Origin of the sequence: Streptomyces silvisoli, from assembly GCF_029269905.1 — a bacterium.
Lineage (GTDB): Bacteria > Actinomycetota > Actinomycetes > Streptomycetales > Streptomycetaceae > Streptantibioticus_A > Streptantibioticus_A silvisoli_A.
Window position 1 is genome coordinate 339,154 of record NZ_JARJBC010000004.1, and the last position, 17,085, is coordinate 356,238.

Here is a 17,085-nt window from a genome sequence, read left to right on the forward strand (position 1 = left end):
GCTGGGTACCCTTCCTCTCATGCGAGCGCTTCTCGTGGTCAACCCGAAGGCCACCACCACCGGAGCGCGGACCCGTGATGTTCTCATTCACGCCCTGGCGAGCGATCTGAAGCTGGAAGTGGTGACCACGGAGTACCGCGGTCACGCCCGCGACCTCGCGCGGCGCGCGGTGGAGGGCGGTTCGGTCGAGCTGGTGGTGGCGCTCGGCGGCGACGGAACGGTCAACGAGGTCGTCAACGGCCTGCTGCACAGCGGCCCGGCCCCCGAGGCGCTGCCCCGTCTCGCGGTGGTGCCCGGGGGCAGCACCAACGTCTTCGCGCGCGCCCTCGGCCTGCCGAACGACGCCGTGGAGGCGACCGGCGCCCTGCTGGACGCCCTGCGCGAGGGCAGCGAGCGCACCATCGGCCTCGGTCTGGTCAGCGGCACACCGGGCACGGACGACGAGGGGGTGCCGCCGCGCTGGTTCACCTTCTGCGCCGGGTTCGGCTTCGACGCGGGTGTGGTGGGCCGGGTCGAACAGCAGCGGGTGCGCGGTAAGCGGTCGACGCACGCGCTCTACGTACGGCAGATGGTCCGTCAGTTCCTCGGCGAGCGGAACCGACGGCAGGGCACGCTCACTCTGAGTGAACCCGAGGGGGTCGGACCGGAGGGGCCGAACACCGTACTGCGCGACCTCGTACTGGCCATAGTCTGCAACACCTCGCCCTGGACGTTCTTCGGCAACCGCCCTGTGTACGCAACGCCCCAGGCGTCGTTCGACACCGCCCTCGACGTGCTGGCCCTGTCGAAACTGTCCTCGGCGTCGGTCGCCCGGCACGCCGGTCAGCTGCTGCGGTCAACCCCGGAGCGCGGCCCGCACGGCAAGCACGTGACGACCCTGCATGATCTGACCGACTTCACCTTGCAATCACAGGTTCCACTGCCCTTTCAGGTGGACGGTGACCACCTGGGACTGCGAGTGAGCGCGACCTTCACAGGCGTTCGCCGTGCACTGCGTGTGATTGTGTGAGTGCCAGGGCCTAAAGTCCTTTCACTCGAACGTTTAGCCTCACCTGCACCCCATGGAAGTACGGCTGTGATCGAGGCGACACCGAGGAATCCAAAAAAACTTCCCGGAAGGGGTTGTATCCGCAGCCCAGGTTTGCGAGTCTCTACATGGCGATCGGGACGGCGTTTCCAGGGCACCCCTTGGATCATCGTTCGTCGCCCGAATCCCTTTCCTCATTCCGCGGTCCGCGCCAGGAGACTGGCTGTCGGCCCGTTGCCTGCGGGGGGATTCGTGAAAGCGTTCACATTCACAAGCAACGTGCCAGCAACACCACAGGAGTTGGAGCAGACATGGACTGGCGTCATCGCGCCATTTGCCGCGAGGAAGACCCCGAGCTGTTCTTCCCGATCGGCAACACCGGTCCTGCGCTGCTGCAGATCGAGGAAGCCAAGGCCGTCTGCCGTCGCTGCCCCGTCATGGAGCAGTGCCTGCAGTGGGCGCTGGAGTCCGGTCAGGACGCCGGCGTCTGGGGTGGCCTCAGCGAGGACGAGCGCCGCGCGATGAAGCGCCGCGCCGCCCGCAACCGGGCGCGCAACGTCAGCGCCTGACGCCCGCCGCCCCTTCGTGCTTGGGCCTGTTCGGCTTGCCGGACAGGCCCCATGGTCCTCGCGCCGCCGTACAGCACACGTACGGAACGCGGGTGGCTGTCCCCGAGCCGCAGCGCGGATCGCTTTAGCGCTAAGCAGACAGAGCACAAGGCAGTAGGCAACAGCCCCGGTCGACTTGGTCGGCCGGGGCTCGATGCTGTTCCGGGGTACTTCGGGGCTGTTCCTGGGTACTTCGCCCGGTAAGGCGCAATCCCAGCCGCCCTACGTCCCCTCGACCGGGAGGTCCAGGACGACGCGGGTGCCGCCTTCCTCGCCGGGGAGCATGTCGAAGGTGCCGTTCAACTCCCCCACCACCAGGGTGCGCACGATCTGTAGGCCCAGATTGCCCGCGCGCTGGGGGTCGAAGCCCTCGGGTAGCCCCCGGCCGTCGTCCTCGACGGTGATCAGCAGGCGGTCGGGGCCGCGCTGCGCGGCGACCTCCACCGTGCCGCGTTGGCCGGGGCCGAAGCCGTGTTCAAGGGCGTTCTGCAGCAGTTCGGTCAGCACCATCGACAGCGGGGTGGCGATCTCCGCGGTGAGGATGCCGAAGCGACCGGTACGGGACGCGGAGACCCGGCCCGGCGAGAGTTCGGCGACCATCACGATCACCCGGTCCGCGATGTCGTCGAACTGCACCCGCTCATCGAGGTTCTGCGACAGCGTCTCGTGCACGATGGCGATCGAACCGACCCGCCGTACCGCCTCCTCCAGCGCGCCGCGCGCCTTGTCCGAGTCCATCCGCCGGGCCTGCAGCCGCAACAGGGCGGCCACCGTCTGGAGGTTGTTCTTCACCCGGTGGTGGATCTCCCTGATGGTGGCGTCCTTGGTCATCAACTCCCGCTCGCGGCGGCGCAGTTCGGTGACGTCGCGGAGCAGCACCAGTGAACCGATGCGCGTTCCCTTGGGTTTGAGCGGGATCGCGCGCAGCTGGATGATCGCCTCGTTGCCCTCGACCTCGGTCTCCCGGGGCGCCCAGCCGCTGGCCAGTTTGACCAGTGCCTCGTCCACCGGGCCGCGGGCGGGGGCCAGGTCGGCGGTGGTCTGGCCGAGGTGGAGTCCCACCAGGTCGGTGGCGAGGCCCAGCCTGTGGTACGCGGAGAGCGCGTTGGGGCTGGCGTACTGCACCACACCGTCCGCGTCCAGCCTGATCAGCCCGTCACCGGCGCGCGGTGAGGCGTCCATGTCGACCTGCTCGGCGGGGAACGGGAAGGAGCCCGCGGCGATCATCTGCGCGAGGTCCGACGCGCTCTGCAGATAGGTCAGTTCAAGACGGCTGGGCGTACGAACGGTGAGCAGGTTGGTGTTTCGGGCGATGACCCCGAGGACCCGGCCCGCGCGCCGTACCGGGATGGACTCGACCCGGACCGGCACCTCCTCACGCCACTCCGGGTCGCCCTCCCGCACGATCCGGCCCTCGTCGAGCGCCGCGTCCAGCATCGGCCTGCGACCGCGCGGCACCAGATGGCCCACCATGTCGTTCTGGTGGGAGGTCGGCCCGGTGTTGGGACGCATCTGCGCCACGGAGACGTAGCGCGTCCCGTCCTTCGTCGGCACCCAGAGCACCAGGTCGGCGAAGGAGAGGTCGGAGAGCAGCTGCCACTCGGACACCAGCAGGTGCAGCCACTCAAGGTCCTCGGTCTCAAGGGCGGTGTGCTGGCGTACGAGGTCGTTCATGGAGGGCACGCTGTGGAGGGTACCCCCGCGACTTCATGGGAAGTTCATCTGGCTTCCGACCCACGCCTATAGACACAGAGTAGTGGTCTAGTCCACAATGGGCTGGCAAAAAGCTTCCGCCCTCCCCGCACAGGAGGACGGAACGGGATCCCGTACGGCGTTCTCTGCCCTGACTGCGCCGGGGATCCCCACACAAGTCGGCATCACCGGCAGCGAGGACCGCACACCACGCATCGCCGGCGCCGACGGTAGCTCCGGGCTGCGGTGCCGGAAGGGCTGAGGGTCCCTTAACCGGCGCCGCGGCCCGCGGGTGTCCCTCTTTGTGCTCGCCCGCCGCCGGGCGCTCGTCCGCTGACGACACCCGCTCATCGGGCGGCAAGCTGACGACACTCGCTCGTCGAGCGGCGAAAGGCCCCCCGCCCGTGGAATTGGCCGGAACCGGGCGGGGGGCCTTCGTATGGATCAGCGGGTCTCCGTCACCTTGGCGAGGGCCCTTGGGGCGTCGGGGTCCTGGCCGCGGGCGATGGTGACCTCGTAGGCCAGCATCTGGAGGGGAATGATCTCCAGGATCGGCTGGACCTCCTCGGCCACGCCGGTGGTCGGCAGCACGAAGCCCGCCGAGGCGGCGTCCACCTGGGCCTGGCTGCCGATCACCACGAGGTCGGCGCCGCGCCCGCGCAGCCGATCCAGCACCGGCTGGAGCGCCTGGCCGCCCTTGCCCTCGGTCACGATGGCTATCACCGGCGAGACGTTGTCGACCATGGCCAGCGGCCCGTGCAGCAGGTCCGCGCCGGAGAAGGAGAGCGCCGGGATGTAGCTGGTCTCCATCAGCTTCAGCGCGGCCTCCTTGGCGGTCGGGTAGCCGTAACCGCGCGAGGTGAGCACCAGCCGCTCGGCGAACCGGTAGCGCGCCGCCAGCTGCTTGACCTCGGCCTGCCGGTCCAGGATCTGCGCGGCCAGCTCCGGCAGCATCTTGGCCGCCGAGCCGTCACCCCCGCGCAGCCCCTCCACGAACAGGTACAGCGCCAGCAGTTCCGCGGTGTACGTCTTGGTCGCGGGCAGCGCCTTCTCCGGCCCGGCCAGGACGTCGATGTGGAACTCGGACACCTCGGCCAGCGGAGAGTCGGCGTTGTTGGTCACCGCGAGGGTGATCGCACCGGCCTCCCGGGCGGCCTGGGTGGAGGCGACCAGGTCGGGCGAGCCGCCGGACTGGCTGACCGTGATGACCAGCACGTCGGTCAGGTCGGGCTGGGCGCCGTAGGCCGTGGTGGTGGACATGGAGGTCAGGCCCGCTGGCTTGCCCAGCAGCACCTCGATCAGGTACTTCGCGTACAGCGCCGCGTTGTCGGAGGTGCCGCGCGCGGTGAGCAGCACGAAGCGCGGATTGCGGGCGGCGACCTGCTCGGCGATCTCCCGGATCTTCGGGGCGCCCTCGTCGAGGATGCGGCGCAGCACCGCGGGCTGCTGGGCCATTTCGCCGGACATGATCCGGCCCGGCTGGGGGTCCGGCTGGGTCGGAGTCGGGGCGGACATGCGATGAGCCTCCAGGCTGCTTGTCTTGTGTTCTGCGCGGCCGCGTCAGCGCCCGGCGCCGTTGCCGACGATGACCTCCGCGGCCGCTCGCCCGCACACGCGGGCCGCACCATGGGTCGCGATGTGCAGCGCACCGGTCGGCGGGGCCTGCGGTACGCCCATCTCGACCACCACCGAGTCCGGCCGGGCGGCCACCAGGCATGCCAGCGCGTCCGCCATCCACCGGTGCCGGTGAACGTCGCGAACCACGATGACGATCCTACGGTCCGACGCGGAGCGCAGCACATTTGCCGCCAACGCGGGCAGACCGTGCGCCGCCGCGTCGGACTCGCGATAGGTGCCCGTCCCGGTGCCGGGCAGCAGCCGCCGCAGCTCGGCCGCGACGCCCCACGGCGTCTCGTCGCCGACGGCGATGTTCGCCACCGGGGTGAAGGCCGCCGTGTACACCGGTCCTTCGGGCGCCCGGTAGGGGGCGAGCCGGGTCACCCGCAGCGCCCGCCGGGCGGCGGCCAGACCGATTCCCGGGTCGGACGCGATCCCCTCCGCCGCGCCCGACCGGGAACCGACCCACTCCCCCAGCGCCCGCACCCGTGCCGCGGCGTCGGCGAGCCGCTCCTCGGGCAGTTCGCCGGAGTGCACCGCCCTGACCAGGGCGTCGCGCAGGCGTAGCACCGTCGCCTCGTCGGCGAGGTTGCCGCCCACGCAGATCGCGTCCGCCCCGGCGGCCAGCGCCAGCACGGTGCCGCGCTCGATGCCGTAGGTCGCGGTGATGGCGCGCATCTCCACCGCGTCGGTGGCGATCAGTCCCTGGTAGCCGAGGCCGCCCAGGGACTCGGGGGCCCGCAGCAGTCCGTTGAGCGCGGCCGGGCTGAGCGTGGCGGGCAGCGCCCGGTCCACCGCCGGCAGCAGGATGTGCGCGCTCATCACGGCCTTGGTACCGGCGGCCAGCGCGGCCCGGAACGGCACCAGTTCACGGGCGTACAGCGTGTTCAGGTCGGCGTCGATGCGCGGCAGGTCGTGGTGGGAGTCGACGGCGGTGTCACCGTGGCCGGGGAAGTGCTTGGTGCAGGCGGCCACCCCGGCCTGTTGCAGGCCCTCGACGTACGCGGCGGTGTGCCGGGCCACCAGTTCGGGGTCGGAGCCGAAGGACCGCACACCGATCACCGGGTTGTCGGGGTTGGAGTTGACGTCGGCGGACGGCGCCCAGTTCAGGTTGACGCCGCACTCCCTGAGCCTGCGGCCCAGCTCCCGGGCGACCGCGCGGGTCAGCTCGGGATCGTCCACCGCGCCGAGCGCGTGGTTGCCGGGAAAGGAGGAGCCGGTGCGGGATTCCAGCCGCGTGACGTCGCCGCCCTCCTCGTCGGCGGCGACGATCAGCCGCGGGGACCGGTCCCGCAACCGGGCGGTGAGCGCGGCGAGTTGCTCCGGTGACTCGATGTTCCGGGCGAAAAGCGCGACCGAGCCGAGCCCCTCGTCCAGCCGTCGCAGCAGCCAGTCGGGGGCGGTGACGCCGGTGAAGCCGGGCTGGAGCACGCCGAGCGCGTCACGCGTCACGGTGTCCGTAGTCAGCATGGTCATCCCTTCACCGCCCCTGCGGTCAGTCCGCCGACGGCCTTGCGCTGGAGGATCAGGAACACGATCACCACGGGGATGGTGAAAAGGGTGGAGGCGGCCATCGTGGCGCCCCAGTCGTCACCGAAGTTGGTCTGGAACTGGGTGAGCCACAGCGGCAGGGTCTGGCCGCTCTGCTTGTTGAGGATGAGCACCAGCGGGAACTCGTTCCACGCGGTGATGAAGCCGAACAGCGAGGTGGCCATCAGCCCGGGGGCGAGCAGCGGGAAGACCACCCGGACGAACGCCTGGGCCCGGGTGCAGCCGTCGACCAGGGCCGACTCCTCCAACTCCCTGGGCACCGCGGCGATGAAGCCGCGCAGCGTCCAGATGGTGAAGGGCAGCACCATCATCATGTAGAAGAGGGTCAGCGGCAGCAGGCTGTTGAGCTGGTCCTGGTCGCGGACGATCATGTAGACGGAGATCGTCATCACCTCCCAGGGCGCCATCTGGGCCATCATCACGATCAGCACGAACGCCTTGCGCCCGCGGAACCGCATCCGGGCCAGCGCGAACGACGCCAGCAGCGCGATCGCCAGGGAGAGCAGCACCGCGCCGAGCGTGACGGTGAAGCTGTTGCGCACCAGGGTCCAGAAGCCGCTGGCGTGCACCGCCTTGTCGAAGTGCGCGAGGGTGCCGTGGAACGGGACGAAGTCCGGGGTGCTGCTGATGATGTCGATGTCCGGCTTGAAGGCCGTGGTCGCCATCCAGTAGACGGGGAAGACGAAGAACACGAACAGGAGGACCGCGACGGCGTTGGGCCAGAAGCGTCCGAGAAGCGAGCGCCTCACAGGTCGTCCTCCTGCTTGAGAATGATCCGGAAGTAATACGACATCAGCACCAGCAGGATGAGGATGGTGAGCGTGGAGATCGCCGCGCCCACGCCGTAGTGCTGGTTTCCGACGCCCTCGATGAAGGCGTAGACCGGCAGGGTCTGGGTGCTGCCCGCGGGCCCCCCGGCGTTGAGCGCGTACACCTGGGTGAACGCCTTGAAGACCCAGATGATCTCCAGGAACGTGGTGCTCAGGAAGAACGGCCGCAGGATCGGGAAGGTGACCGAGCGGAAGGTGCGCCAGGCCGTGGCGCCGTCCATCCGGGCCGCCTCGAACAGTTCGGCGGAGATCGTGGTCAGTCCCGCGTAGAGGTTGAGGGCGACGAACGGGATGGACTGCCAGACGACCATCAAGGTGATCACCGCGAAGGTGGAGAACTGGCCGCCGAACCAGTTGAAGCCCGCCATCGAGTGCCAACCGAGCCGGTCCAGCAGCCAGTTGACGACGCCGTACCGGGAGTCGAACAGCCACTGGTAGACCGTGGTCCCGGCGACATAGGGCATGGCCCAGGCGAGGATCAGGCCCAGCGACAGCAGCAGCCGCATCCGCCTGCCCAGCCGGTTCAGCAGCAGACCGACCAGCGTGCCGACCGCCATGATCAGCGCCACGTTGGCGGCGGTGAACAGCACCGAGCGGAGGGTGGTGTGCCAGAAGTCCGAACTGGTCAGCTGGTCGGTGTAGTTGCCGAACCCGATCCAGTCGGTGGTGTGCTGGATCAGCTGGAAGGCGTTGAGGTTCTGGAACGAGATGAGCAGGTTGCGCAGCAGCGGATAGGCCAGCAGCGCGGCGGTCGCCACCAGCGCCGGGAGGATCAGCAGGTACGGGGCGCCGCGTGCGGCCAGCCCGCCCGCGGAACGCCTGCGGCGCGCGGGCGGTGGAGGTGGCGGCGTGCTCTCGCTGGTCGGACGCGTTGGCGTCCTGGTCGATGGCGCACCCATGCTGTTGTCTTCCTCCCCGCTGTGCCCCGGCGTACGGGCTGGTGCCCTTGGCCACGGGTGGGGCGGCCGGTGCGGCGGCCCCACCCGCAGGCGCTCACTGCTTCTGGCTGAGCCGCTTGTTGATTTCGGCGTCGGCCTGCTTGGCGGCGGCCGAGGGGTCCTGGCCCTGGAGCACACCGGTCATGAAGATGGTGGAGATCGGGTTGGGCTTGTTCTCCACGTTGCCCCAGGCGGGGATCAGCGGGGTGGTGCCGCCGTTCGCGGCGGCGGCCGAGGCGGCGGTGGCGAACGGGTTGCCGGCCAGGTTGGAGTTGAGCGCGGTCTTGTTGGGGATCACGCCGCCCTCCTTGGCCAGTGCGCCCTCGAACTGGTCGGAGAGGGCCAGCTTCAGGAAGTCCTTGGCCAGTTCGGGGTTCTTGCTGGCCTGTGCGACGGCCAGGTTGGATCCGCCCAGGAAGACCTTCGCGGGCTTGCCGGCGGTCCGGCCCGGGATCGGGAAGTAGCCGATCTCGTCCTTCAGCTGCGGGTTCTTGGCGATCGCCCCGGCCGCCTCCCAGCCGAAGCCGATGAAGGCGCCGACGTCGCCCTTGGCGAACACGTCCGACTGCTGCGGGGTGGCCTCGTCCTTGTCCTTGGGCGCCGTGCCGTAAGAGTTGAGCTTCTTGTACAGGTTGATGGCCGCGGCGGCCTGCGGCGAGTCGAGGTTGGAGACGTAGGAGTCGCCGTTCTTCTTCACCAGGTCGGCGCCCGCGTCCAGCAGGAACCCGTCGAAGGAGTACCAGTCCTGGCCCGGCGCGTAGAGCGCGTCCTGGGTGCCCTTGGCCTTGACGGCGTCCAGGTCCTTGAAGAACTCGTCCTGGGTCCTGGGGGTGTCCTTGATGCCGGCGTCCGCCCAGATCTTCTTGTTGTAGACGACGACCCGGTTGGAGGCGTACCAGGGGGCGGCGAACTGCTTGTCCTGGTAGACGGCGGAGGCGTTCAGCGCCGGGGTCCAGTCGTTGCCGCCGAGGTCCGCCCTGTCACCGGTGAGGTCCATCAGACCGCCGGTGGCCGCGTAGTACGGGGTCTGGGTGTTGCCGATCTCGACCACGTCCGGCGGGGTGCTCTCGGACAGCGCGGTGGTCAGCTTCTGCTGGATGCCGTTCCACTGCTGAACCTGGATGCTGAGCTTGGCGCCGGGGTATTTCTTCTCGAAGGCCGCCGTGATGTCCTTGGTCCAGCCGGGCGGGTTGGAGCCGCTCATCAACCAGACGGTGAGGGTCTTGCCCTTGAAATCCCCGGGACCCGACGCCTTGTCACTCTTACCGGAACCGCACGCGGCGACCGACACGGCCATGACCGTGGCACCCAATACGGCTATCGCCGCCCTGCGCTTGCGCATCACGCCACCCTCCTGAAGGTGCCAGAGACTCGCCCCTGGTCTTTAATGGTTTAGACCAGTACGGGGAGCTTGGCCTAGACCTTTAGGGGTGTCAAGGGTGTATAAGAGCGGCTGTCGAGTCCGTTACCGGACCGACACCTCACCTACGACGTCCGCTTACCGCTACGTGCGCGGCGCACGCCGTGCCACGATGTGAGCCGCTATTGGACGGAGGAGCCGGTGACGGCAGCCGAGAAGGAGTCGGGAGCACAGCGCATGGAGACCGACGGGGACGCCGCCGCGGGCGCCACGGATGCGTCGGAGACGCCCGAGAACGCGCCGGCGTCCGGCACGCGCACGGCACGGGTGCCGAAGTACTACCGCCTCAAGCGGCACTTGCTCGACATCACCCAGACCATGCCGCCCGGCACCCCGGTACCGCCGGAGCGCACTCTGGCCGCCGAGTTCGACACCTCGCGCACCACGGTCCGCCAGGCGCTCCAGGAACTCGTCGTCGAAGGCCGCCTGGAGCGCATCCAGGGCAAGGGGACGTTCGTCGCCAAGCCCAAGGTCGCCCAGGCGCTGCAACTCACCTCGTACACCGAGGACATGCGCGCGCAGGGCCTCGAACCCGCCTCCCAGCTACTGGACATCGGCTACGTGGCCGCCGACGACCGGCTCGCCGGCCTGCTGGACATAAAGGCGGGCGGGCGGGTGCTGCGCATCGAGCGGCTTCGGCTGGCCAACGGCGAGCCGATGGCGATCGAGACCACCCATCTGTCCGCCAAGCGCTTTCCGCAGCTGCGCCGCAACCTCGCCAAACACACCTCGCTGTACACAGCGTTGGCCGAGGTCTACGACGTGCACCTGGCCGAGGCCGAGGAGACCATCGAGACCTCGCTGGCCACCCCGCGCGAGGCGGGCCTGCTGGGCACCGACGTGGGCCTGCCGATGCTGCTGCTCTCCCGGCACTCCATCGACACCACCGGCGAACCGGTCGAATGGGTACGTTCCGTCTACCGCGGCGACCGCTACAAGTTCGTCGCAAGACTCCAACGCCCCACCTGACACGGGCCTCCCGACGGGGCGGGGTCCGGGGGCGCAGCCCCCGGAAAAGATCCCCCTTCACCCCCCGGCCGGAGGCCGAACGATGACCCGACATGCGCCCGGGTAGTGACTACTACCCGGGCGTTGGCCTAGATTGCCTGCGCATTACGTGGGAGACGTGTCGAATCGGGGAGCCGCAGCCATGACAGAACCGCCGCCGAAGTCCCAACCGGTCATCACCGCCACCCGGGTGGTGGCGGCGGTCTGCCTGATACTCCCGTTCGTCGCCACCCTGTGGGTCAGCTCGTACGCCCGGCCGACCCCGACCTTCATCGGTATCCCTTTCTTCTACTGGTACCAGATGGCCTGGGTGGTCATCTCCACCGGCCTCACCTCGATCGCCTATGTGCTGATCCGGCGTGAGGAGCGGGCGCGTCGCGCCGAGGAGCGGGAGGGGGCGGCATGAAGCACGGGGTCAACGGGGTGGCGCTCGCCGTCTTCGTCGTCTTCTTCCTGCTGGTCACGGCGCTCGGCTTCCTCGCCGCCCGCTGGCGGCGCGCCGAGAACGCCCTCAACCTGGACGAATGGGGGCTCGGGGGACGCAGCTTCGGCACCTGGATCACCTGGTTCCTGCTGGGCGGCGACCTCTACACCGCGTACACGTTCGTCGCTGTTCCCGCGGCGGTCTACGCGGCCGGTGCCTCCGGTTTCTTCGCGGTGCCGTACACCATCCTCGTCTACCCGATGATCTTCTGCTTCCTGCCCCGGCTGTGGTCGGTCGCCAGGAGCCGCGGTTACGTCACCCCGTCGGACTTCGTCCGGGGCCGCTACGGGTCACGCGGGCTGTCGCTGGCGGTGGCGGTCACCGGGATCCTCGCCACCATGCCGTACATCGCACTGCAACTGGTCGGTATCCAGGCGGTGTTGGACGTCATGGGCGTCGGCGGCGGCGCGTCCGCCAACTGGTTCGTCAAGGACCTGCCGCTACTCATCGCCTTCGCGGTGCTTGCCGCATACACCTACTCTTCCGGACTGCGCGCGCCGGCGCTGATCGCGTTCGTCAAGGACGCGCTGATCTACATCGTCATCGCGGTGGCCATCATCTACATCCCGATGCGGCTGGGCGGATTCGGGCACATCTTCCACACGGCGAGCCAGGCGTACGCCCAGGTGAGTCCGGCGACCGGGAAGCCGCGCGGTGAGCTGGTGAGCGGCGCCAAGAACCAGTGGGCCTATGCCACCTTGGCGTTGGGCTCGGCGCTGGCGCTGTTCATGTACCCGCACTCGATCACCGCGACCCTCTCCAGCCGCAGCCGTGACGTGGTGCGCCGCAACACCACCATCCTGCCGCTGTATTCACTGATGCTCGGGCTGCTGGCGATGCTCGGCTTCATGGCGATCGCCGACGGGATCGGCAAGGGAGTCAAGGGCTACAACGCCCAGTTGGCGATTCCCCAGCTGTTCTCCAACATGTTCCCGTCGTGGTTCGCGGGCCTGTCCTTCGCGGCCATCGGAATCGGCGCCCTGGTCCCCGCGGCGATTATGTCCATCGCCGCCGCCAATCTGTTCACCCGCAACGTGTACAGGGATTTCCTGCGGCCGAACGCCACTGCCGAGCAGGAGACCCGGGTCTCCAAACTGGTCTCGCTGGTGGTCAAGGTCGGGGCGCTGGTCTTCGTCCTCACCATGGACAAGACGGTGGCCATCAACTTCCAGTTGCTGGGCGGGATCTGGATCCTGCAGACCTTCCCGGCGATCGTCGCGGGCCTGTACACCCGGTGGTTCCACCGCTGGGCGCTGCTGGCGGGCTGGCTGGTCGGCATGGTGTACGGGACGTGGGCGGCGTGGACGGTGGCCAGCCCCACCCAGGCGCACTTCGCGGGCAGTTCCAAGGTGATCCCGGGCATCGGGCAGATCGGCTACATCGGACTGACCGCCTTCGTGCTGAACCTGGCGGTCGCGGTCGTGCTCACCGTCGCCTTCAAGGCCCTGGGCACCCCCGACGGCATCGACGAGACGGCCCCCGGCGACTACACCGCGACGGGACCGCAGCCGTCCGCACCGAACCAACTGCCGCCGTACGGTGACGAGTTGCCGCCGGTCCCCACCGGGGGACGGTAGAAGCGACCGCAACGGGCCGCCCCCGAACTCCGGGGGGCGGCCCGTTGTCGTACCCCTGCGGCACACTGCCACCATGGACATCATCATCCGTGCCGCGCGCCCCGACGAGTTGGACACCATAGGCGAACTCACCGCCCGCACCTATGTGGACGAGGGCCTGCTCGCCCGGGGCGCCGACAGCCCCTACGTGGCGGTACTGCGCGACGTCCGGCACCGGGCGGAGCACGCCGAGGTCCTGGTGGCCGCGGACGCGGCGAGCGACCGGTTGCTGGGCTCCGTGACGTTCGCCGCACCCGGCAGCGCGTACGCGGAGCTGGCGCGCCCCGAAGAGGGCGAGTTCCGGATGCTGGTGGTGGCGGCCGACGCGCGGCGGCGCGGAGCGGCCGAGCAACTGGTGCGCGCCTGCCTCGACAGGGCACGTGCGCTGGGGCTGCGACGGGTCGTCATATCCAGCGCACAGAAGATGACCGCGGCCCACCGGCTGTACCGCAGGCTCGGCTTCCAGCGCACGCCGGAACGGGACTGGGAAGTGGGGCCCGGCGCCGTGCTGTGGACCTTCGCGGTGGAACTGTAGCCACTTCGGCGCCGGAACTCCAGTTCCATTCTCGCTCCGCCCGACACAACATCTAGGGGTGGCTCCGGCACGCGGCACTAGATGTATGCTCGTCACCGCTGTCGCCGCAGGGGAACCCGGTGCGATTCCGGGACTGCCCCGCAACGGTGTACGGGTGCCCGGCGGTGCCCGTGAGTCCGAGGACCTGCCGACGGCGCACCCTCCGGACTGCCCGGAGACGGTGCTGTGTTGTCCGGGCCTCGCGGGTTGGGCCGGCGGACGCGATACGGGGTGCCCCTGACCGGTCGGTGCGGGCTGCCCGTGCGCGCCCGCGCTCCTCTCGCGTCGCCGCCGCCTACGAGGGAGAGAGACCACCGTGACCATCGCGCCCGCAGACCCCGAGTCAGCCATCGCCTCTGGCTCCGAGGCCGAACCAGGCACGGAACTGCTCCGCACCCTGACGGAGTTGACCGCCGATCTCCCGGACACCGCCCCCGGACGGGTGGCCGCCGCCGCGCTGCGCGGACGGCACGCCGGATCCGACGAGGCGGAGCTGCGCGCCCTGGCCACCGAGGCGGCCGCCGGGCTGATCTCCGAGGACCCGCAGTACAGCCGCCTGGCCGCCCGGCTGCTGGCCCGGGCGATCACCGAGGAGGCGGCGGGCCAGGGTGTCACCACGTTCACCGAGTCGATCGCCGTGGGGCACCGCGAGGGCCTGATCGCCGACGGCACCGCCGAGTTCGTACGCGCCCACGGCGCCCGGCTGGACGCGCTGATCGACGCGGAGGGCGACGACCGCTTCGGCTACTTCGGGCTGCGCACCCTGCACAGCCGCTATCTGCTGCGGCACCCCATCACCCGGCAGGTCATCGAGACCCCGCAGCACTTCATGCTGCGCGTCGCCTGCGGGCTGGCCGAGGACAGGTCGCAGGAGGCGCTGGCCGACGTCGCCGCGCTCTACGGGCTGATGAGCCGCCTGGACTACCTGCCCAGCTCGCCGACACTGTTCAACTCCGGTACCCGGCACCCGCAGATGTCGTCCTGCTACCTGCTGGACTCCCCGCTGGACGAGCTGGACTCGATCTACCAGCGCTACCACCAGGTCGCCCGGCTCTCCAAGCACGCGGGCGGCATCGGACTGCCGTACTCCCGCATTCGCTCCCGCGGTTCGCTGATCCGCGGCACCAACGGACACTCCAACGGCATCGTGCCGTTCCTGCGCACCCTGGACTCCTCGGTCGCCGCCGTCAACCAGGGCGGTCGGCGCAAGGGCGCGGCCTGCGTCTACCTGGAGACCTGGCACGCGGACATCGAGGAGTTCCTCGAACTGCGGGACAACACCGGTGAGGACGCCCGCCGTACCCACAACCTCAACCTCGCGCACTGGATCCCGGACGAGTTCATGCGCCGGGTCGAGGCGGACGCCGAGTGGTCGCTGTTCTCCCCCTCCGACGTACCCGAGCTGGTCGACCTGTGGGGCGAGGAGTTCGACGACGCCTACCGGGCGGCCGAGGCCAAGGGCCGGTACGTCCGGCGGGTACCGGCGCGCCAGCTGTACGCCCGGATGATGCGCACCCTCGCGCAGACCGGCAACGGCTGGATGACGTTCAAGGACGCCTCCAACCGCACCGCCAACCAGACCGCGGAGCCCGGCCGGGTGGTGCACTCCTCCAACCTGTGCACCGAGATCCTGGAAGTCACGGACGACGGCGAGACCGCCGTGTGCAACCTGGGCTCGGTCAACCTGGGCGCTCACCTCGGCGCGAACGGCGAGATGGACTGGGAGCGGCTGGACGCCACCGTGCGCACCGCGGTGACCTTCCTGGACCGGGTGGTGGACATCAACTTCTACCCGACCGAGCAGGCTGCCGCCTCCAACCAGCGCTGGCGCCCGGTGGGGTTGGGCGTGATGGGCCTGCAGGACGTGTTCTTCGCGCTGCGGCTGCCGTTCGACTCCCCGCAGGCCAAGGAGCTGTCGACCCGGATCGCCGAGCGGATCATGCTCGCCGCCTACGAGCAGTCCTGCGTGCTCGCCGAGCGGCACGGCCCGCACCCGGCCTGGTCCGAGACCCGCGCCGCCCGCGGTGTGCTCCACCCCGACCACTACGACACCACCGAGCGCTGGCCGGAGCGCTGGGCCGAACTGCGCGCCCGGGTGGCCCGCTCCGGCATGCGCAACTCGCTGCTGCTGGCGATCGCGCCGACCGCGACCATCGCCTCGATCGCGGGCGTCTACGAGTGCATCGAGCCGCAGGTGTCCAACCTGTTCAAGCGCGAGACGCTCAGCGGCGAGTTCCTCCAGGTCAACTCCTACCTGGTGGCGGAGCTGAAGAAGCTGGGCGTGTGGGACGGCGCCACCCGCGAGGCGCTGCGCGAGTCCAACGGCTCGGTGCAGGACTTCGGTTGGCTCCCCGAGGACGTGCGGACGCTGTACCGCACCGCCTGGGAGATCCCGCAGCGCGCGCTGATCGACATGGCCGCTGCCCGTACCGCGTACCTGGACCAGAGCCAGTCGCTCAACCTGTTCATGGCCGCGCCCACCATCGGCAAGCTCAGCTCGATGTACGCCTACGCCTGGAAGAGCGGCCTGAAGACCACGTACTACCTGCGCTCGCGCCCGGCGACCAGGATCGCCCGCGCCGCGTCCGGGGCCGCGCAGAGCGTCCCCGCCCAGCCGACCGCCGAGGAGGCGGTCGCCTGCTCCCTGGAAAACCCCGAGTCCTGCGAGGCCTGTCAGTAATGCCGTCCGAAGAAACCGTCAAGAACCTGCTGGATCCGGGCTTCGAACTCACCCTGCGCCCCATGCGCTACCCGGACTTCTACGAGCACTACCGCAACGCCATCAAGAACACCTGGACGGTGGAGGAGGTCGACCTCCACTCCGACGTCGCCGACCTCGCCAAGCTCTCCCCCGGAGAGCAGCACCTGATCAGCCGCCTGGTGGCGTTCTTCGCCACCGGTGACTCCATCGTGGCCAACAACCTGGTGCTGACGCTCTACAAGCACATCAACTCCCCCGAGGCACGGCTGTACCTGTCGCGCCAGCTGTTCGAGGAGGCGGTGCACGTCCAGTTCTACCTGACCCTGCTGGACACCTACCTTCCGGACCACGACGACCGGGTGGCGGCCTTCGCCGCCGTGGAGAACATCCCGTCGATCCGCGAGAAGGCGCAGTTCTGCTTCAAGTGGATGGACTCGGTCGAGGAGATCGACCGGCTGCGCTCCAAGGAGGACCGCCGCCGCTTCCTGCTCAACCTGATCTGCTTCGCGGCCTGCATCGAGGGCCTGTTCTTCTACGGCGCCTTCGCCTACGTCTACTGGTTCCGCTCCCGCGGCCTGCTGCACGGCCTGGCGACCGGCACCAACTGGGTGTTCCGCGACGAGTCGATGCACATGGACTTCGCCTTCCAGGTCGTGGACACGGTACGGCGGGAGGAGCCGGACCTGTTCGACGAGGACATGGGCAAGCAGGTCACCGCGATGCTGGAAGAGGCGGTGGAGGCGGAGTTGCAGTTCGCCCGCGACCTGTGCGGGGACGGGCTGCCCGGTATGAACACCGAGTCCATGCGCGAGTACCTGCAGTGCGTCGCCGACCAGCGGCTGGCCCGGCTCGGCCTGCCGGTCCGCTACGGCTCGCAGAACCCGTTCTCCTTCATGGAGTTGCAGAACGTGCAGGAGCTGACGAACTTCTTCGAGCGCCGCGCCTCCGCCTACCAGGTGGCGGTGGAGGGCTCGGTGTCGTTCGACGACGAGTTCTGAGTTCCCTTGCGAGGCCCGCGT

14 protein-coding genes and 1 riboswitch are annotated in these 17,085 nt (G+C 69.4%); of the genes, 8 read left to right on the plus strand and 6 right to left on the minus strand.

Annotated features, from left to right (window positions below; all coding sequences use genetic code 11):
• Nucleotides 1-19: 19 nt before the first annotated feature.
• A complete protein-coding gene (locus P3G67_RS09430) occupies nucleotides 20-1,009 on the plus strand; it encodes a diacylglycerol/lipid kinase family protein (RefSeq protein WP_269853257.1) in 990 nt (329 codons plus the stop codon).
• Nucleotides 1,010-1,338: 329 nt separating this feature from the next.
• The gene (locus P3G67_RS09435) at nucleotides 1,339-1,596 is read left to right on the plus strand and encodes a WhiB family transcriptional regulator (RefSeq protein WP_109452013.1); all 258 of its coding nucleotides are present in this window, start codon (nucleotides 1,339-1,341) and stop codon (nucleotides 1,594-1,596) included.
• A 261-nt stretch (nucleotides 1,597-1,857) separates the two neighbouring features.
• On the opposite strand, the gene P3G67_RS09440 is transcribed toward P3G67_RS09435, so the two are convergent.
• The 6 genes from P3G67_RS09440 to P3G67_RS09465 all read right to left on the minus strand — a co-directional run bounded on the left by P3G67_RS09440 (nucleotide 1,858) and on the right by P3G67_RS09465 (nucleotide 9,605).
• Complete coding sequence (locus tag P3G67_RS09440; protein WP_276093016.1) at nucleotides 1,858-3,309, minus strand: sensor histidine kinase; 1,452 nt, start codon at nucleotides 3,307-3,309, stop codon at nucleotides 1,858-1,860.
• A 462-nt stretch (nucleotides 3,310-3,771) separates the two neighbouring features.
• On the minus strand, nucleotides 3,772-4,842 hold the full coding sequence (locus tag P3G67_RS09445) for an SIS domain-containing protein (RefSeq protein ID WP_276093017.1): 1,071 nt from the start codon (nucleotides 4,840-4,842) through the stop codon (nucleotides 3,772-3,774).
• A 45-nt stretch (nucleotides 4,843-4,887) separates the two neighbouring features.
• Nucleotides 4,888-6,420, minus strand: a complete 1,533-nt coding sequence (locus P3G67_RS09450) for a glycoside hydrolase family 3 protein (RefSeq protein ID WP_276093018.1) — start codon at nucleotides 6,418-6,420, stop codon at nucleotides 4,888-4,890.
• Nucleotides 6,417-7,244 carry a carbohydrate ABC transporter permease gene (locus P3G67_RS09455; RefSeq protein WP_269853261.1) on the minus strand — a complete coding sequence of 276 codons (828 nt, stop codon included), beginning with the start codon at nucleotides 7,242-7,244 and terminating at the stop codon, nucleotides 6,417-6,419. Before P3G67_RS09455 ends, P3G67_RS09450 begins: the two co-directional genes overlap by 4 nt.
• Entirely contained in the window at nucleotides 7,241-8,224 is a 984-nt protein-coding gene (locus P3G67_RS09460; RefSeq protein ID WP_276093019.1) for a carbohydrate ABC transporter permease, read from the minus strand. The genes P3G67_RS09455 and P3G67_RS09460 overlap by 4 nt, the downstream gene beginning before the upstream one ends.
• Nucleotides 8,225-8,318: 94 nt before the next feature.
• Complete coding sequence (locus P3G67_RS09465; RefSeq protein ID WP_276093020.1) at nucleotides 8,319-9,605, minus strand: extracellular solute-binding protein; 1,287 nt, start codon at nucleotides 9,603-9,605, stop codon at nucleotides 8,319-8,321.
• 255 nt (nucleotides 9,606-9,860) lie between these two features.
• On the opposite strand from P3G67_RS09465, the gene P3G67_RS09470 reads away from it, so the two are divergent.
• The 6 genes from P3G67_RS09470 (at nucleotide 9,861) to P3G67_RS09495 (ending at nucleotide 17,064) form a co-directional block, all read left to right on the plus strand.
• Entirely contained in the window at nucleotides 9,861-10,652 is a 792-nt protein-coding gene (locus tag P3G67_RS09470; protein WP_269853882.1) for a GntR family transcriptional regulator, read from the plus strand.
• A 181-nt stretch (nucleotides 10,653-10,833) separates the two neighbouring features.
• Nucleotides 10,834-11,097 (plus strand): DUF3311 domain-containing protein, encoded by a 264-nt coding sequence (locus tag P3G67_RS09475; protein WP_269853264.1) that lies wholly within the window; start codon nucleotides 10,834-10,836, stop codon nucleotides 11,095-11,097.
• The gene (gene mctP, locus P3G67_RS09480) at nucleotides 11,094-12,752 is read left to right on the plus strand and encodes a monocarboxylate uptake permease MctP (RefSeq protein WP_276093021.1); all 1,659 of its coding nucleotides are present in this window, start codon (nucleotides 11,094-11,096) and stop codon (nucleotides 12,750-12,752) included. The genes P3G67_RS09475 and mctP overlap by 4 nt, the downstream gene beginning before the upstream one ends.
• Before the next feature lie 73 nt (nucleotides 12,753-12,825).
• The gene (locus tag P3G67_RS09485; protein WP_269853266.1) at nucleotides 12,826-13,326 is read left to right on the plus strand and encodes a GNAT family N-acetyltransferase; all 501 of its coding nucleotides are present in this window, start codon (nucleotides 12,826-12,828) and stop codon (nucleotides 13,324-13,326) included.
• Between the two features lie 48 nt (nucleotides 13,327-13,374).
• Nucleotides 13,375-13,532, plus strand: a riboswitch (cobalamin riboswitch).
• A 149-nt stretch (nucleotides 13,533-13,681) separates the two neighbouring features.
• On the plus strand, nucleotides 13,682-16,045 hold the full coding sequence (locus P3G67_RS09490) for a ribonucleoside-diphosphate reductase subunit alpha (protein ID WP_276093022.1): 2,364 nt from the start codon (nucleotides 13,682-13,684) through the stop codon (nucleotides 16,043-16,045).
• Nucleotides 16,045-17,064 carry a ribonucleotide-diphosphate reductase subunit beta gene (locus P3G67_RS09495; protein ID WP_269853268.1) on the plus strand — a complete coding sequence of 340 codons (1,020 nt, stop codon included), beginning with the start codon at nucleotides 16,045-16,047 and terminating at the stop codon, nucleotides 17,062-17,064. The genes P3G67_RS09490 and P3G67_RS09495 overlap by 1 nt, the downstream gene beginning before the upstream one ends.
• The last annotated feature ends 21 nt before the right edge of the window (nucleotides 17,065-17,085 follow it).

What these genes read in the sequence shown, in the direction of transcription:
- P3G67_RS09450 (WP_276093018.1), bottom strand. Translation starts at nt 6,420, where the DNA reads ATGACCATGCTGACTACGGACACCGTGACGCGTGACGCGCTCGGCGTG.
- P3G67_RS09485 (WP_269853266.1), top strand. Translation starts at nt 12,826, where the DNA reads ATGGACATCATCATCCGTGCCGCGCGCCCCGACGAGTTGGACACCATA.
- P3G67_RS09445 (WP_276093017.1), bottom strand. Translation starts at nt 4,842, where the DNA reads ATGTCCGCCCCGACTCCGACCCAGCCGGACCCCCAGCCGGGCCGGATC.
- mctP (WP_276093021.1), top strand. Translation starts at nt 11,094, where the DNA reads ATGAAGCACGGGGTCAACGGGGTGGCGCTCGCCGTCTTCGTCGTCTTC.
- P3G67_RS09435 (WP_109452013.1), top strand. Translation starts at nt 1,339, where the DNA reads ATGGACTGGCGTCATCGCGCCATTTGCCGCGAGGAAGACCCCGAGCTG.
- P3G67_RS09475 (WP_269853264.1), top strand. Translation starts at nt 10,834, where the DNA reads ATGACAGAACCGCCGCCGAAGTCCCAACCGGTCATCACCGCCACCCGG.
- P3G67_RS09460 (WP_276093019.1), bottom strand. Translation starts at nt 8,224, where the DNA reads ATGGGTGCGCCATCGACCAGGACGCCAACGCGTCCGACCAGCGAGAGC.
- P3G67_RS09440 (WP_276093016.1), bottom strand. Translation starts at nt 3,309, where the DNA reads ATGAACGACCTCGTACGCCAGCACACCGCCCTTGAGACCGAGGACCTT.
- P3G67_RS09430 (WP_269853257.1), top strand. Translation starts at nt 20, where the DNA reads ATGCGAGCGCTTCTCGTGGTCAACCCGAAGGCCACCACCACCGGAGCG.
- P3G67_RS09495 (WP_269853268.1), top strand. Translation starts at nt 16,045, where the DNA reads ATGCCGTCCGAAGAAACCGTCAAGAACCTGCTGGATCCGGGCTTCGAA.
- P3G67_RS09465 (WP_276093020.1), bottom strand. Translation starts at nt 9,605, where the DNA reads ATGCGCAAGCGCAGGGCGGCGATAGCCGTATTGGGTGCCACGGTCATG.
- P3G67_RS09470 (WP_269853882.1), top strand. Translation starts at nt 9,861, where the DNA reads ATGGAGACCGACGGGGACGCCGCCGCGGGCGCCACGGATGCGTCGGAG.